Origin of the sequence: Flavihumibacter sp. UBA7668, from assembly GCF_002483205.1 — a bacterium.
Classification (GTDB): Bacteria; Bacteroidota; Bacteroidia; order Chitinophagales; family Chitinophagaceae; genus Flavihumibacter.
Genome location: NZ_DLHM01000004.1, coordinates 325810 through 342905, shown reverse-complemented (window position 1 = coordinate 342905; position 17096 = coordinate 325810). Strand labels below are relative to the sequence as shown.

General features: G+C 42.8%; 10 protein-coding genes. 8 read left to right on the top strand and 2 right to left on the bottom strand.

All coding sequences use genetic code 11. The annotated features are described in order from the left end of the window. Window positions 1-22: 22 nt before the first annotated feature. Together B2746_RS09555 and B2746_RS09550 are read right to left on the bottom strand one after the other, a co-directional pair. Window positions 23-1516: an ATP-binding protein gene (locus B2746_RS09555; protein ID WP_290792719.1), complete on the bottom strand. Its 1494-nt coding sequence runs from the start codon at window positions 1514-1516 to the stop codon at window positions 23-25. Between the two features lie 120 nt (window positions 1517-1636). Next, on the bottom strand, window positions 1637-3187 hold the full coding sequence (locus B2746_RS09550) for a hypothetical protein (protein WP_290792717.1): 1551 nt from the start codon (window positions 3185-3187) through the stop codon (window positions 1637-1639). Between the two features lie 206 nt (window positions 3188-3393). Between B2746_RS09550 and B2746_RS09545 the strand changes: the two genes are divergently transcribed. The 8 genes from B2746_RS09545 (at window position 3394) to gltB (ending at window position 17072) form a co-directional block, all read left to right on the top strand. Continuing rightward, entirely contained in the window at window positions 3394-4557 is a 1164-nt protein-coding gene (locus B2746_RS09545; protein ID WP_290792714.1) for a 2-isopropylmalate synthase, read from the top strand. 7 nt (window positions 4558-4564) lie between these two features. After that, complete coding sequence (gene leuB, locus B2746_RS09540) at window positions 4565-5680, top strand: 3-isopropylmalate dehydrogenase (RefSeq protein ID WP_290792712.1); 1116 nt, start codon at window positions 4565-4567, stop codon at window positions 5678-5680. Window positions 5681-5947: 267 nt separating this feature from the next. After that, the gene (gene ilvD / locus B2746_RS09535) at window positions 5948-7633 is read left to right on the top strand and encodes a dihydroxy-acid dehydratase (RefSeq protein WP_290792710.1); all 1686 of its coding nucleotides are present in this window, start codon (window positions 5948-5950) and stop codon (window positions 7631-7633) included. After that, entirely contained in the window at window positions 7581-9320 is a 1740-nt protein-coding gene (gene ilvB / locus B2746_RS09530; protein ID WP_290792708.1) for a biosynthetic-type acetolactate synthase large subunit, read from the top strand. Before ilvD ends, ilvB begins: the two co-directional genes overlap by 53 nt. Window positions 9321-9345: 25 nt before the next feature. Continuing rightward, a complete protein-coding gene (ilvN, locus tag B2746_RS09525) occupies window positions 9346-9936 on the top strand; it encodes an acetolactate synthase small subunit (RefSeq protein ID WP_290792706.1) in 591 nt (196 codons plus the stop codon). A 73-nt stretch (window positions 9937-10009) separates the two neighbouring features. Further along, window positions 10010-11062 (top strand): ketol-acid reductoisomerase, encoded by a 1053-nt coding sequence (gene ilvC, locus B2746_RS09520; RefSeq protein WP_290792703.1) that lies wholly within the window; start codon window positions 10010-10012, stop codon window positions 11060-11062. A gap of 146 nt (window positions 11063-11208) precedes the next feature. Then, a complete protein-coding gene (ilvA, locus tag B2746_RS09515) occupies window positions 11209-12444 on the top strand; it encodes a threonine ammonia-lyase IlvA (protein WP_290792701.1) in 1236 nt (411 codons plus the stop codon). Window positions 12445-12551: 107 nt separating this feature from the next. Next, a complete protein-coding gene (gene gltB / locus B2746_RS09510) occupies window positions 12552-17072 on the top strand; it encodes a glutamate synthase large subunit (protein WP_290792699.1) in 4521 nt (1506 codons plus the stop codon). Window positions 17073-17096: the final 24 nt, after the last annotated feature.

The window sequence follows — 17096 nt, the reverse complement described above, 5'->3', positions numbered from 1 at the left end:
ATCGCGACATATAACGCTTATTTCAGGTTGCACTAACTTCATAATAGGTGCCAGGCCCGGATCCTTTTCTACTAATTAGGCCTTCTTCCACCATTTTCGTCAAATGTCTTTCCGCTTTCTTTTTATCCATCTTAAAATAGTCCTCGTACTGCTTTCTTTTAACAGACTCGTTCACCTTAATGAACTCATACCCTATCCGTTCTTCCTGACTAAGCCTGTTAATTCCATTATTTCGGATTGTATTTTTTACTGTCTCGTAGGAACGGGGAAATGTCAATATCAGAAAAGGATCTTCATATGAATATTCAGGCAATGGTAAGCCATACTTCAGATGCAAGGATTTCAAAACATCCATACCAAATCCCATTTCTTCTATGAATCCCATTTTATTAAAAACATAAGTGATAATTGGATTGCGACTTATTGAAGATGCTTTAAATGTATTCAGCTGATCTAATGATATCGATGGAAGCGGAGCACCCGGGCTCTTCACAATAATTTTTTCGGGACTGATTTGCAAATACGATTTAGCACTGCCTATTGAATAATCTCTGTGAACTATTGCATTGATTACCGCTTCACGAAGAACTTCAATCGGAAATGCTGGCATATCCTTACGTTTAAATGAGGACGTATTTTTTGATGCCGGCAATACCTTCCTTATCCATTCTTCAACTAAATCAGGAATTAATACTATTGGTTGATCAAACTCTTTAACTTCAATTTTTCCGCTTCCGTAATCAACCGAACATTTGAGTGAAGACTGCTTGAAAGTAACCCTTGGGTCAATTCCAAATAACAAAATACCAAAAACGGTTGGTTTTATTTGATTTGTTTTCTTATCTAATGCGAGTACTCCTACATTGGTTAAATACCTCCTGAATTCATTCTGTTCAATTGCATATGGAAGATTGGCTTCTTTAATGAATTTTTGCATAGCCTCAGTGGATAATTCCTCCATTTCAAATTTTGTTACCGGTAGCTCAATTTCTGAAGGGGTTTCTTCTTCTGCTTCAGCCTGTTTGCGCTCAATTGCCTGTTCCAAAAATGCTTTGTTCTCTTTTTCTATTTTTTTCTGAAGGTCTCGGTCAAACATCATAACCTTAACACCATGTTTTTCAAGGTGGGCGATTCCTTTTCCTGAAACTGTTGGATCCGGATCTTCAATTCCAACAAAAACAGCTTTTATCTTTGCATTTGTTGTTCTTTTACAACAGGCAAGCTTCGGATTGTTCCTTTGGTGGCAAGGTTCCAAGGTGGTAAACAAGATACAATCATCTAGTTTTTTATTTGTCAACTTCCTCTCTAATAGAGTAAATTCAGCATGGTTTCCCTCTCTCAGTTCGCCTCTGTGAGCTCTGACTATTTCTCCATTTGGGAATAGCAAAACTGCGCCAACTTTTGGTGGTATTTTTCCATCAGACCTAGGCTCATGTAAAGATTTGAGCATTTCCTCAATGGCCAATTGCATATAGGCTCTGGCACTGAATTGTTCCTTTTTTAATACTCGTGACATTATACTGAATACTACCCGATCAGGTTAAACAGGTAATAACAATATTAAAAAACCACTTTTAAACGGGCTTTAAAATCGGCAGGGTATTTTAACCCTTTTTGTATTAGTTGGCTATACAACTTATTTCTTCCGCTTACTTGTCAGGTATTTTCTACGGATCACTTCCTGAACAGGTATACCTTCTATTTTACTTTCGAGCCAGGAGATGACATCAAGATAAGAGAAGGTTCTGGTTTCCCGGGGATCATTTTCATAGGGTTTTATTCGTGTCAGCAATTGCTGAAATGCTGCTTTTTCATCCCCTGCTGCAAACTGAAAGGATTTGCGCAGAAAGCTGAACATCTCCTCTTCCACAATACTTAAGCTGCCCATCTTCGCCATAAAACGGTACACAGATTTTACCAGGTATTCCAGCAAATCAAAATTTCCTAATTCATAATGAGCAATTAAATGAAGCAGGCGCGCATAACATTGTAAATCTGTTCTTAAATCCACCCGCCAGTTGATAATTTTCTGTAAATAATCAATGGCCTTTTCATTATCCCCACTTCCAAAATACAAACAGGCAATTTTATAATAAAAAACAAGGATTCTGTGACGATCCAATTGCAGTTGATATTCTTCGAGTTTCTCCTGGAGGTAGGGAACAATTTCCAGGCCTTCCGTAAATCTTCCGGTCATGAAAAACTGGTTAATTTTTCCCTGCTGGAGATAAACAAATGCCTGAATCCGGTTATTGTCATTTTGCTGCACTACTTCATTTTGCTCCAGCTCTTCAAATAATCGAAGTGATTTGGTAAAACCCTCCTCATTTTTCAAATCGAAATGCGAGCTCAACAGATTATGAAGTCCTTTTATATACTGAAGGGTCTCCACTTTCACCATATCCGGATATTTCTGAAATAATTCCACCCATTTTGCAGCATACCGGTAATACATCAAAAAATCCTGTCGGATAAACGCATACCAGCAATAACTCTGGTTTACATATAACTCTTCATAAAAACCATGATACTGTTTTACCCGCTCAGGCATATGCTGCTCAAAAAATGTTTTAAGCTCGGCCTCATCCTGCTGGTTGCGTGCATGTCCATGACGGATATACCAATCATACAAAAGCAAAGAAAGATTGGAACTGTCATTAATGGCCTTGATCCGGCTAACAACCTCCTCCGATTCCGTAACCAGACTCTTCGCCCGGTGTTCACTGCTACGGGTTATATGCAGGGCTTCGATCTTTTTCTCAAAAAACAGGGCCTGGATGAGAAAACTGACCTGGTGGTGCTGGCGGGCCAGGTCCTTGAGTTTGTCCAGAATTTTTAAACTCTGGTGATACAATCCCTTATTGTACAGCAAGCGGGCATAACCCATTTGCTCATGTAATTGAATATCAATGTTTTGTTCATCCTTTATGAGTAATAAACTGGATAAAACCGATTTATACAAATGCGCTTTCAGGTTGCTTAACTGCTGTTTTTTGATACCGGGTGTCTTTTTCAGCAGGGCTGTTTCATCATATTCTGTCAATTTGTCAAGAGCATCAAAAAGCTCAATCACTTTTAAATTATCGGCAGAGGTATTACGGGTTACATACAGCTTGAAATTCCGCTTTTCGGACTTCTCCAGCGTTTTGATCAGTTGAAACAGGGGATCTATGGATCTGTTGGGCATCGTAATATATCAAATTAAAAATCCTTATCTACAGGGCGTTTCAGCCGATTTAGAGGGCATTAACCGCTGTAATATACGAGGCATTTTGATTTCTTTTCGCATCCTCCTATCGGTACTTTCGGGAAGCAGGTGGCCGTAATGCAGATCATAGCAAGCAAAACCAGCTTACGGTACCTGCACTTTTATTTAAACACACAGCCTTATATATGGATCAAAAAATCTTCATTTTCGACACCACTCTCCGGGATGGCGAACAGGTGCCCGGTTGCAAACTCAATAAGAAGGAAAAAATTGAATTGGCACTGGAACTCGAATCCATGGGGGTTGATATACTCGAAGCCGGCTTTCCCATTTCCTCTCCCGGAGATTTTGAAGCGGTTAATGAAATTGCCAAACTCTTAAAGAATGCAGTGGTTTGCGGGCTGAGTCGCGCTGTTCAGAAAGATATTGAGGTTGCCGCCGCTGCTCTGAAGCCGGCTGCACGTAAAAGAATACATACCGGAATCGGGACCTCTGATTTTCATATTAAATCAAAATTCAATAGCACGAGGGAAGAAATTCTGCAACGTGCCATCCAATGTGTAAAATGGGCCCGCAATTTCACAGACGATGTGGAATTTTATGCGGAGGATGCCGGCCGTACAAACAATGAATACCTGGCCCGTGTTGTGGAAGCTGTTATTGCTGCAGGAGCAACCACTGTAAATATTCCGGATACCACCGGCTATTGCCTTCCTCACCAATATGGAGAGAAAATTGCCTATCTGATCAATAATGTTCCCAATGTGGATAAAGCAGTTCTGAGCTGCCATTGTCACAATGACCTCGGACTGGCAACCGCCAATTCCATCGCCGGAATTATTGCCGGTGCACGGCAAATTGAGTGTACGATCAATGGCCTGGGTGAGCGTGCAGGAAACACCTCCCTCGAAGAAGTTGTAATGGTCATCAAACAACATGCTACGCTGGGATTTTTTACCGGAATTGATGCAACTCAACTGAACCCGATGAGCCGGAAAGTAGCTGATACCATGCGCATGCCGGTACAACCTAATAAGGCTATTGTTGGAGCCAATGCGTTTTCCCATTCTTCCGGTATCCACCAGGATGGATTCCTGAAAGATACCAGTACCTATGAAATTATAGCACCGGAAGAAGTAGGGGCAGATAGTTCCAAAATAGTGTTGACGGCGCGCAGTGGCCGAAGTGCACTCGCCTATCGTTTCCAGAAACTGGGCCATCAGTTTAACCGGAATGATATTGATGAACTCTATGCAAAATTCCTTGAAGTAGCCGATACGAAAAAAGAAGTGAGCGACGAAGACCTGGAGCTTTTAGCAAAAGCACATTCTTTGGCTGTTTCCCAATAAAACAACCATGGAAAAAAAGATCGCTGTAATTATGGGGGATGGTGTTGGGCCGGAAGTTACCCGGCAGGCCATTCATGTGTTGAATGCTGTTGCCAGTCAGTTCAATCATTATTTTCATTATGAATATGGATTGATGGGTGCAGATGCCATTGACAAAACCGGCAATCCCCTTCCCGATGCAACCATTGAACTTTGTTTGAACAGCGATGCTATTTTATTTGGTGCAATCGGTCATCCCCGTTTCGATAATGACCCTGCAGCCACCGTGCGTCCGGAACAGGGACTCCTGAAATTGCGTAAATCATTACAATTATTCGCCAATATACGTCCGGTTATCACCTATCCTTCCCTCCAGCATTTAACTCCGTTAAAAGCCAAATACCTGGAAGGTGTGGATTTTTTGATTTTTCGTGAGTTAACCGGAGGAATCTATTTTGGCAACAAAACATTGTCAGCCGATGGCAATATGGCCTCTGATGATTGCGCCTATACGAAGAATGAAATCGAACGGATCGCCCATCTTGCTTTTCAGGCAGCAAGCCAGCGAAAAAAGAAACTGACATTGGTAGACAAAGCCAATGTATTGGAAACCTCGCGACTGTGGAGAAAGCTGGTGCGGGAAATGCAGGGTCAGTACCCGGATGTATCCGTCGATTTTCTATTTGTAGACAACGCTGCTATGCAGTTAATTCTGAATCCTGCGCAGTTTGATGTGATCCTGACAGAAAATATGTTTGGTGATATTCTGAGTGATGAAGCCAGTGTATTAACTGGATCATTGGGGTTATTACCATCAGCATCGGTAGGAAATGGCAGTGCCCTTTTTGAACCCATTCATGGCTCCTATCCTCAGGCTGCCGGAAAGGATATTGCCAATCCGCTTGGTTCCATTCTTTCAGCGGCCATGATGTTGGATCATTTTGGGTTGACAGTGGAGGCTGCTAAAGTTAAAGCAGCAATTCAATGGACCCTTGACAACGGATTTGTGACGAAAGATATTGACCCGATGAATTTTTATTTTACTTCCACTATCGGTGAATTGGTTGCAGACCTCATTCAGGATAAAATTCCCAATGAACTGCATTCAGAAAATATCGAGTTGCGGAAGTCAACGATTATCTGAAAAAATAATCGAAGCTCTTTTTTTATTTATCAGCAGAGGTAGTATATTCGTGTTTCATCGAACCAATGAATACAATTACTACCAAATTAATCAGTCATTTGCTTACCACAGTCATTATTGTGGTGGTGGTGATTATTCCTGTCTTTGCAGGAGGTGGTAACAGTATGTAATAAGGTTTCAAAAACGAATTACGAACGATCCGCCTCCAAAGGGCGGATCGTTTTTTTATAGCATAAACAACCAACATATTAAACAACCAGTTTGCACATGTCGAACCAGTTAAACAAGTACTCCAGAACAATTACACAAGACCCAACGCAACCCGCTGCGCAGGCGATGTTGTACGGTATAGGATTAACAGATGAAGACCTCGCAAAAGCACAGGTGGGCGTAGCCAGTATGGGTTATGACGGCAACACCTGTAATATGCACCTGAATGATTTGTCGAAAACCATCAAGGAAAGTATCTGGCAGGAAAATCTGGTTGGACTAATTTTCAACACCATCGGTGTAAGTGACGGCATTAGCAATGGAACGGATGGAATGCGTTATTCACTTGTAAGCAGAGATATTATTGCAGACTCCATTGAGGCAGTATGCGGCGCACAATATTATGACGGATTGATTGCAGTACCCGGATGTGATAAAAATATGCCAGGTTCCATTATAGCGATGGGACGGCTGAATCGACCATCTATCATGGTTTATGGCGGTACTATTGCACCGGGTCATTACAAGGGGCAGGATCTGAATATTGTATCTGCATTTGAAGCGTTGGGACAAAAAATTGCCGGACAATTATCCGAAGCAGATTTTAAAGGGATTGTACAGCATTCCTGTCCGGGTGCCGGTGCCTGCGGTGGTATGTACACCGCCAATACCATGGCTTCGGCTATTGAGGCATTAGGTATGAGTCTCCCCTACTCTTCCTCTAATCCGGCATTAAGCCAGGAAAAACAGGATGAGTGTAAAGCAGCCGGAAAAGCCATCCGTTTATTACTGGAAAAAGATATCAAACCAAGTGATATCATGACGCGTAAAGCATTTGAAAATGCGATTACTGTTATCATGATTTTAGGAGGTTCCACCAATGCGGTATTGCATTTAATTGCAATGGCAAAAAGTGTGGATGTTTCATTAACACAGGATGATATTCAGGCGATCAGCGACAAGACTCCGGTTTTGGCTGATTTCAAACCAAGTGGAAAATACCTGATGCAGGATTTACACCAGCATGGAGGTGTTCCTTCTGTCATGAAATATTTATTAAGTAAAGGTTTACTACACGGCGATTGTCTGACAGTTACCGGAAAAACAATTGCAGAAAACCTGGCAGAAGTGCCGGACCTGGATTTTGAGGCGCAAAAAATTATTCTTCCACTGGAAACTCCGTTGAAAGCAACCGGACATCTGCAGATTCTTTATGGCAATTTGGCGGAAGGCGGCAGTGTTGCAAAAATCAGCGGTAAAGAAGGAGAGAAATTTGTTGGCCCGGCCAGAGTGTTTGATGGCGAATTCGAATTAATCAAAGGCATCAGCAGTGGACGTGTAAAAGCAGGTGATGTAGTGGTAATTCGTCAGGTTGGACCGAAGGGTGCCCCAGGTATGCCGGAAATGTTGAAACCAACCTCCGCTATAATTGGTGCAGGTTTGGGCAAATCCGTTGCCCTGATTACTGATGGCAGGTTCAGTGGAGGTACGCATGGGTTTGTCGTCGGACATATCACGCCTGAAGCATTTGAAGGCGGACTGATCGGATTGGTTCAGGACGATGATATCATTGAACTGGATGCAGTAAATAATTCGATCAATCTTAAAGTGGAACAGAGCGTGATTGATCAGCGAAAAGCCAACTGGAAACAACCCTCATTAAAAGTAACTAAAGGAATTCTTTATAAATATGCAAAGCACGTTAAGTCAGCCGCAGAAGGCTGCGTTACCGACGAAGACTGAGACCATCAGTGGTTCAAAAGCAGTACTGGAAGCATTGATTGCGGAAGGAGTTAAAACCATTTTTGGTTATCCGGGTGGAGCCATTATGCCCATCTATGATGCCCTCTATGATTATTCAGAAAAACTGGAACATATCCTTGTTCGGCACGAACAGGGAGGAATCCATGCTGCTCAGGGATTTGCGCGCACCTCCGGAAATGTTGGGGTGGTATTTGCCACCAGTGGTCCGGGTGCTACGAATCTGGTAACCGGACTGGCAGATGCCATGATCGATTCAACTCCGGTTGTAGCCATTACCGGTCAGGTATTTGCGCACCTGTTGGGAACAGATGCCTTTCAGGAAACGGATGTAATCAATATAACTACTCCGGTTACCAAATGGAATTATCAGGTAACGGATGCCGCTGAAATTCCGGCTGTAATGGCGAAGGCTTTTTATATAGCAAGAAGCGGACGGCCAGGACCTGTTTTGATTGATATCACCAAAAATGCCCAGCTACAATTATTCGAATACGAAGGGTATAAAAAATGTGATCATGTAAGAAGTTACCGGCCCAAACCAATTGTTCGTAAAGAATATATTGAACAGGCTGCAGCGTTGATCAATGAAGCCAAACAACCTTTTGTAATTTTTGGACAAGGTGTGATCCTTGGAAAAGCAGAGAAAGAATTCATACAGTTTATTGAGAAAGCGGGCATTCCATCCGCCTGGACCATTATGGGTATGAGTGCGATACCAACCGATCACCCCCTGGCTGTTGGTATGTTGGGAATGCATGGTAATTATGGACCAAATGTGCTGACAAACGAGTGTGATTTGCTAATTGCAATTGGGATGCGCTTTGATGATCGGGTAACCGGTCGATTGGATAAATATGCCAAGCAGGCTAAAGTGATTCATCTGGATATTGATCCGGCAGAAATAGATAAAAATGTGAAAGCAACTGTACCTGTTTGGGGCGATTGTAAAGACACCTTACCAATTCTTACCTCTTTAATAGAACCGAAGGTTTATCCGCAGTGGTTACAACGATTCCGTGATTATGAAAAGCAGGAACAGGAACAATGCATCCAGCCGGAATTGCATCCGACTACAGAGGTTCTTTCCATGGGTGAGGTTATTAATATACTGAATGAATTAACCGGGGGAGATGCCATCATAGTAACCGATGTTGGTCAACACCAGATGGTTGCCTGCCGCTATGCCAATTTTAATCAGACGAAGAGTAATGTTACTTCAGGTGGATTAGGTACCATGGGATTTGCATTACCTGCGGCAATCGGTGCAAAATATGGTGACCCGAAAAGAACTGTGGTTGCAGTAATTGGTGATGGAGGTTTTCAGATGACCTTACAGGAACTGGGTACTATCATGCAGTTTAATGTAAATGTAAAAATCCTGATCCTGAATAATGAGTTTTTGGGAATGGTACGTCAGTGGCAACAACTCTTTCATGACCGCCGATATTCCTTCGTGAATATTACCAGTCCGGATTTTGTACAGGTTGCCAAAGGATACCGCATTGAGGGTAACAGCATTCGGGAAAGAAAGGATTTGCGCGATGTGCTGTCCACCATGCTCAATCACGATGGCGCCTACCTGTTGGAAGTGATGGTAGGTAAAGAAAACAATGTATTCCCGATGGTTCCTCAGGGCTGCAGTGTTGCGGAGATCCGATTGAAGTAATCCAACAAAAACTAAAAACAGAAAAATGAACAAGCAGGAATATACCATAACGGTTTATACAGAAAACCAGATTGGCTTACTGAACCGCATCGCCATCATTTTTTCAAGAAGAAAAATAAATGTGGAGAGTCTGAATACTTCACCATCCGAGGTGGAAGGAATACATCGCTTTACAATCGTGATTCATGAGATGGAAGAAGTGGTAAAAAAACTGGTTCGTCAAATCGAAAAACAGGTAGAAGTATTAAAAGCCTATTACAATAACAATGAGGAATTGATCTGGCAGGAACTGGCCCTATATAAAGTATCTACTGATGAAATTGCAGAACATGTAAAAGTAGAACGATTACTCAGAGAGCATGGTGCAAGGGCTGTTGTAATCCGGAAAGATTATACCGTATTTGAAACAACGGGCCATCGTGAAGAAACGGATAAGCTTATTACTGTATTGGAACCCTATGGGCTGATCGAATTTGTACGGAGTGCAAGGGTGGCAATTATTAAAGCGAGTAGTGGATTTCATGAAAAACTTCGGGAGTTTGAAGCATTGGAGCCAAGTGAGGAAGTAGTGGAAAATGAGTTTTTGGATAAACAGGACGAGGTGTTTACAATGTGAAAGGTGAAAGGTGAGACGTGAAAGGTGAAATTAAAAAACAAACAATAGTATAAATTCTTAATTATTTAAAACCATGGCAAAATTAAATTTCGGCGGACTGGAAGAGAATGTAGTAACGCGCGAAGAGTTTCCTCTGGCAAAAGCCCAGGAAGTATTGAAAAATGAAACCGTAGCTGTAATCGGATATGGAGTACAGGGACCCGGGCAGGCACTGAACCAACGTGATAACGGAATCAACGTAATTGTTGGTCAGCGTAAAAATTCCAAAACCTGGGATAAAGCAATTGCGGATGGTTTTGTTCCCGGTGAAACACTTTTTGAAATTGAGGAAGCATTGGAACGCGGCACCATCATTTGTTATCTGCTGAGTGATGCAGCCCAGATTGCATTATGGCCTACGGTGAAAAAACACCTGACTCCGGGTAAAGCACTTTATTTCTCTCATGGTTTCGGTATTACCTTCAATGAGCAAACCGGAATTATTCCACCTGCTGATGTTGATGTATTCCTGGTAGCACCAAAAGGAAGTGGTACTTCACTCCGTCGGATGTTCCTTCAGGGACGCGGACTGAACAGTTCTTATGCAATTTTCCAGGATGCAACCGGAAAAGCAAAAGATCGTGTAATTGCTTTGGGCATTGCAGTAGGAAGTGGATACCTGTTCGAGACTGATTTCAAAAAAGAAGTATATTCTGACCTTACCGGCGAAAGAGGAACCCTGATGGGAGCCATTCAGGGAATCTTTGCTGCACAATATCAGGTGCTGCGTGATAAAGGACATACTCCTTCTGAAGCTTTCAATGAAACTGTTGAAGAGCTGACACAATCACTGATGCCGTTGGTAGCAGAAAACGGAATGGACTGGATGTACGCCAACTGTTCAACCACTGCACAGCGTGGTGCACTCGACTGGTGGAAGAAATTCCGTGATGCAACCGCTCCTGTGTTCAAAGAATTGTACGAGAGTGTTGCAACCGGAAAAGAATCACAGCGTTCGATTGATCTGAACAGCCAACCTGATTATCGTGAAAAACTGGAAGTAGAACTGAAAGAACTACGCGACAGTGAAATGTGGCAGGCAGGTAAGACTGTACGCAGTTTGCGTCCGGAAAACCAAGGAAAATAAGGTAAAGGAGGTGAATAAGGTGAATGAGGTGAATAAGTGAATAGTTGACGTACACCATTCACCTCATTCACGTTTTCACCTCATTCACCTCATTCACCTTATTCACCTTATTCACCATTCACCATTCACCATTCACCACTCCCCCCTTGCTTCTACTCGACTTCCACAAAGCGGCTCATCGCCTGAAAAAGGTGATCAAAAAAACGCCGCTTACTTATAACGCCAATTTATCCCGGCGTTATAATTGCCATGTATATCTGAAGAGGGAGGATCTGCAGGTGGTGAGAAGTTATAAGTTAAGAGGAGCATATAACATGATGAGCAGCCTGCCGGAAGAACAACTGCATAAAGGAGTTGTTTGTGCAAGTGCAGGCAATCACGCACAGGGCTTTGCTTTCAGCTGTAAGCAACTGAAGGTAAAAGGTGTGGTATTTATGCCCATCATTACCCCCAACCAAAAGGTCAATCAGACAAAAATGTTCGGTGAAAACTGGATTGAAATCCGCCTGGTTGGCGACACTTTTGATGATTGTGCAACAGCTGCAAAAGCTTATACGGAAGAGAACGAAATGGTATTTATTCCACCTTTTGATGATGAGCGTATTATAGAAGGGCAGGGAACAGTAGGTGTAGAAATACTGGAAGAATTACAAGATCCTGATTTTGTATTTATACCGGTTGGTGGAGGCGGACTTTCTGCCGGTGTCGGCAGCTACCTGAAAATTTATTCCCCATCCACCCAGGTAATAGGTGTTGAACCGGAAGGCGCCCCGTCTATGTACCAGGCACTTAAGCAAGGCCATCCTGTTACACTGGAGAATATTGAACGATTTGTGGACGGCGCAGCGGTTAAACGGGTGGGAGAAAAAACCTTCCCGATTTGCCGGGATGTACTGAAAGACATGCTGCTGGTTCCGGAAGGGCGGATCTGTGCAGAAATTTTAAAACTATACAATGAAGATGCGATCGTAGTGGAACCCGCCGGGGCCCTCTCCATCGCTGCCCTTGATCAATATACCGACCAGATCAGGGGGAAAAAAGTGGTCTGTATTGTTTCCGGAAGCAATAACGATATCGACCGCATGCAGGAAATTAAGGAAAGAGCACTTCAATACGAGGGCCTCAAACATTATTTTCTTATCCGCTTCGCACAGCGACCCGGCGCATTGAAAGAATTTGTAAATTTTGTCCTGGGACCATCAGATGATATTACACGGTTCGAATACATGCAAAAACACAATAAAGAAACCGGACCGGCACTGGTTGGAATTGAACTAAAAAGTACGGCAGATTACCATATCCTGTTGAAAAACATGCAGCAATATAATATCAACTTTATTGAATTGAATAAGGATGATAATCTTTTTGGATATCTGGTCTGAATATTCATTTTTTGTTGTATATTCATAACCTTGCTTGCTGCATATATTAAATTCTGTCTAACAGAAGGTATATTTTATTAAAAAATTTCTAAACTGCATTATCAACGATGGCAAGCAACCAGGGTTTATACCACCCCTCTTTCGAGCACGACGCCTGTGGAATTGGATTCGTAGCGAATATCAAAAGCAACAAATCGCATCAAATCATTTCAGACGCACTTACCGTTTTAGAAAACATGGAGCATCGTGGTGCCTGTGGATGTGAAGCAAATACCGGCGATGGTGCAGGTATAATGATTCAGGTTCCCCATGAATTTTATTTTGATGAGTGTGTGAAACTCGGTATCCACCTGCCCTCTTTTGGAAGGTATGGTGTTGGCGCCTTATTCTTTCCAAGGGAAATCCGATTACGGGAAGAATGCCGTGATATTTTCAACCGTGCTGCTGAGAAGCTGGGACTCGAAATCATCGGTTACCGTAAGGTTCCCGTTAACACAGAAGGCATTGGAGCCACAGCACTCAGCGTGGAACCGGAAATGGAACATGTTTTCATTGCCTGTCCCGATCATATCAACAATCCGGAGGATTTTGAAAGAAAACTCTTTATTCTCCGCAACTATGCAAGTCATACCATCAACAATACGGTAAGAAAAGATGCCATCGGTTTTTACATCGCATCGCTCTCTTATAAAACTGTAGTTTATAAAGGTCAGTTAACCAGTAATCAGGTAAGGGGATATTTTACCGAACTGAATGATAAAAGAATTGTAAGTGCATTCGGGTTGGTACACTCCCGTTTTGCCACCAACACCTTCCCTTCCTGGAAACTTGCCCAGCCATTTCGTTATATAGCGCATAATGGTGAAATCAATACCGTACAGGGCAACCTGAACTGGTTACGCACCAATGAAAAAGGATTCACGTCGCCTTATTTTACCAAGGAAGAAATGGATATGTTACTGCCGATCGTTACAGATGGACAGTCTGATTCTGCCTGCCTTGATAATATGATTGAACTGTTGACGCTCACCGGTCGTTCCTTACCCCATGTAATGATGATGCTTATTCCGGAAGCATGGGATGGCAATGACAGCATGGATCCGGTTAAAAAAGCATTCTACGAATTCCATGCCTCCTTTATGGAGCCCTGGGATGGCCCGGCTTCCATTTCTTTTACTGATGGAAAAATTATTGGTGCTACACTGGACCGGAATGGATTACGTCCATCCCGCTATTGCGTTACCAATGACGACCGGGTAATAATGGCATCCGAAACAGGAGCCTTACCGGTTGACCCATCCATCGTTATAGAAAAGGGTCGGCTGCAGCCTGGAAAGATGTTTGTTGTGGATATGGAGCAGGGGCGCATTATCAGTGATGAAGAATTGAAAGAACAGATTTGCTCTCAAAAACCTTACGGAGAGTGGCTGAATAAATATAAAATCAGGATGGAAGAATTACCCGAGCCAAGGGTTTTGTTCACCCATCTTGAACATGATCAGGTATTCAAATACCAAAAAGCATTTGGCTATTCAACGGAAGATCTTGAAACCATTATTGCGCCAATGGCAATCGATGGAAAAGAGCCGGTAGGCTCAATGGGAACTGATACTCCACTTGCAATTCTGAGTGATCAGCCCCAACACCTGAGCAGTTATTTCAAACAACTGTTTGCGCAGGTAACTAATCCGCCTATCGATCCTATTCGGGAAAGACTGGTAATGTCGCTTGCCACATTTGTTGGCAATAATGGAAATCTGCTGAATGAAGAACCATTGGCAGCGCATAGTGTGGCGTTGAAACATCCGGTTTTAAATAACCATGAGCTGGAGAAAATCAGAAGTATAGATACCGGTGTTTTTCAGGCTAAAACCCTGCAATGTTATTTTCGTGCAGACGGAAAACCCGGCTCCCTTCAAAAAGCACTGGAAAGAATCTGCCGCTATGCAGTGGATGCGGCGCAGGATGGATTTGAGGTACTAATCCTTTCAGATCGCGCGATTGATTCTGATCACGCACCGATACCTTCCCTGATTGCAACTGCTGCCATTCATCACCACCTGATCAGAAAAGGACTACGCGGACAGGTTGGCCTGGTTGTAGAAGCAGGCGATGTTTGGGAAGTGCATCATTTTGCCTGCCTGATTGGATTTGGTGCTACTGCAATCAATCCCTACCTCGCTTTGTCTACCATCCGCGATCTTCGACTGAATGGAAAAATGGAAACCAGCCTGGATCCGGACCAGTTAAAGAAAAACTATATCAAAGCAGTTAACGATGGTTTATTGAAAGTGTTTTCAAAAATGGGGATTTCCACGCTGCAATCTTATCAGGGTGCACAGATTTTTGAAATCATCGGACTGAACAGAACCGTTGTAGACAAATATTTTACAGGAGCCACATCCCGCATTGAAGGGATGGGATTGGATGAAATTGCAAGAGAAGCACTGGCCAAACATTTCCTCGCCTTCAGCAAAAAAGAAATTCCTGTTGACCGGCTTCCGGTAGGTGGTGTATATCAGTGGAAACGAAAAGGAGAATTCCATCTGTTTAATCCGCAGAGCATTCACCTGTTGCAATATTCTACCAGGATGAATGATTATACCAGCTTTAAAAAATATGTGAAACTGGTAAATGATCAAAGTGTAAAAGCAGCGACATTAAGAAGTCAGTTACAATTCAAAAATAATCGTCCGTCTATTTCAATTGATGAGGTTGAACCGGCAGAAAGCATCATGAAGCGGTTTGCAACAGGTGCTATGAGTTTTGGTTCGATTTCACATGAAGCACATTCCACTCTGGCTATCGCAATGAATCGGATTGGTGCAAAATCCAATACGGGTGAAGGTGGTGAAGATAATATGCGGTATGAAACGATGGCCAATGGCGATTCCATGCGTAGTGCCATTAAACAGGTTGCATCCGGAAGATTTGGCGTAACCAGTTACTACCTGACCATGGCAGATGAATTACAGATTAAAATGGCACAGGGTGCAAAGCCGGGTGAAGGTGGTCAGTTACCCGGACATAAAGTGGATGAATGGATTGGGAAGGTACGTCACTCTACACCTGGTGTTGGATTGATTTCTCCTCCCCCACACCATGATATTTATTCCATTGAGGATCTCGCACAATTGATCTACGATTTAAAAAATGCCAATCGTGCAGCACGAATCAGCGTAAAACTGGTAAGCAAAGCGGGAGTTGGAACCATTGCAGCAGGTGTTGCAAAAGCGAAAGCTGATGTTATACTGATTGCAGGTAATGACGGAGGAACCGGTGCATCTCCAATCAGCTCAATCAGACATGCCGGATTACCCTGGGAACTGGGATTGGCAGAATCGCATCAAACCTTGTTGAAAAACAAACTGAGAAGCAGGGTGGTATTGCAGGCAGACGGACAGATGAGAACAGGACGTGATATTGCGATAGCAACATTATTAGGTGCCGAAGAGTGGGGAATTGCAACTGCAGCACTTGTTGTTGAAGGATGTATCATGATGCGTAAATGTCATCTGAATACCTGTCCGGTTGGAGTTGCCACACAGGATCCTGAATTAAGAAAACGATTCAATGGCGATGCAGATCATGTGGTTAATTTTTTCCGCTTCATTACAGAAGATCTGCGAGAAATTATGGCAGAATTAGGTTTCCGTACCATCAATGAAATGGTTGGACAGGTTGATTATCTGGAAGCGCGTACAGATGTAACGCATTGGAAATATAAAAACCTGGACCTTTCTCCGGTGATCTACAAAGAGCCCGCATCAAGGTATACCGGTTTGTATAATATGGAAGAGCAGGATCATGGAATTTCAGAAGTAATCGACTGGAAATTACTGGAAGCAGCGAAACCGGCCTTAAACGATCAGCAAAAAGTATTTGCTGCCTTTGACGTAAAGAATACTGATCGTACAATAGGAACCATTCTTTCCAATGAAATTTCGAAGAAATATAAAGAGAAAGGTTTACCGGAAGATACCATTCATTTCAAATTTACCGGAACAGCTGGACAAAGTTTTGGCGCCTTCAATACCAAAGGTGTAACACTTGAACTGGAAGGTGATGCGAATGATTATTTCGGTAAAGGGTTGAGTGGTGCGAAACTGGTGGTATATCCATCCTTGCAGGCGAGTTTTGTACCTGAAGATAATATCATCATTGGAAATGTTGCTTTTTATGGAGCCACATCCGGTCTTTCCTTTATCCGGGGAAAAGCGGGCGAGCGATTTGCAGTTCGTAACTCAGGAGCTACTGCAGTGGTAGAAGGTGTAGGAGATCATGGTTGTGAATATATGACTGGTGGAACTGTAGTTATTCTAGGAGATACCGGCAGAAATTTCGCAGCGGGTATGAGTGGAGGTATCGCTTTCATTTATGATGTGAAAGGAGTTTTTCCTGACCATTGTAACAAAGAGATGGTTGATCTTGATCCGGTTGAGCAGGAGGATATCGAATTATTGAAGGATTTGATTCAACAACACTATACTTATACAGGAAGCACTGTTGCACAATTCATTTTGAACGATTTTGATAATCAGTTGAAGAACTTTGTAAAGGTATTCCCAAGTGATTATAAAAAAGTGCTGCAGAAGAGGAAAGAGATGAAGGAGGAAGTGAGGAAGTGAGAAGTGTAGGAGAAAGGTGAAAAC

Coding starts and splice junctions, on each gene's coding strand:
- B2746_RS09555 (WP_290792719.1), bottom strand. CDS start 1,516: ATGTCACGAGTATTAAAAAAGGAACAATTCAGTGCCAGAGCCTATATG.
- B2746_RS09550 (WP_290792717.1), bottom strand. CDS start 3,187: ATGCCCAACAGATCCATAGATCCCCTGTTTCAACTGATCAAAACGCTG.
- B2746_RS09545 (WP_290792714.1), top strand. CDS start 3,394: ATGGATCAAAAAATCTTCATTTTCGACACCACTCTCCGGGATGGCGAA.
- leuB (WP_290792712.1), top strand. CDS start 4,565: ATGGAAAAAAAGATCGCTGTAATTATGGGGGATGGTGTTGGGCCGGAA.
- ilvD (WP_290792710.1), top strand. CDS start 5,948: ATGTCGAACCAGTTAAACAAGTACTCCAGAACAATTACACAAGACCCA.
- ilvB (WP_290792708.1), top strand. CDS start 7,581: ATGCAAAGCACGTTAAGTCAGCCGCAGAAGGCTGCGTTACCGACGAAG.
- ilvN (WP_290792706.1), top strand. CDS start 9,346: ATGAACAAGCAGGAATATACCATAACGGTTTATACAGAAAACCAGATT.
- ilvC (WP_290792703.1), top strand. CDS start 10,010: ATGGCAAAATTAAATTTCGGCGGACTGGAAGAGAATGTAGTAACGCGC.
- gltB (WP_290792699.1), top strand. CDS start 12,552: ATGGCAAGCAACCAGGGTTTATACCACCCCTCTTTCGAGCACGACGCC.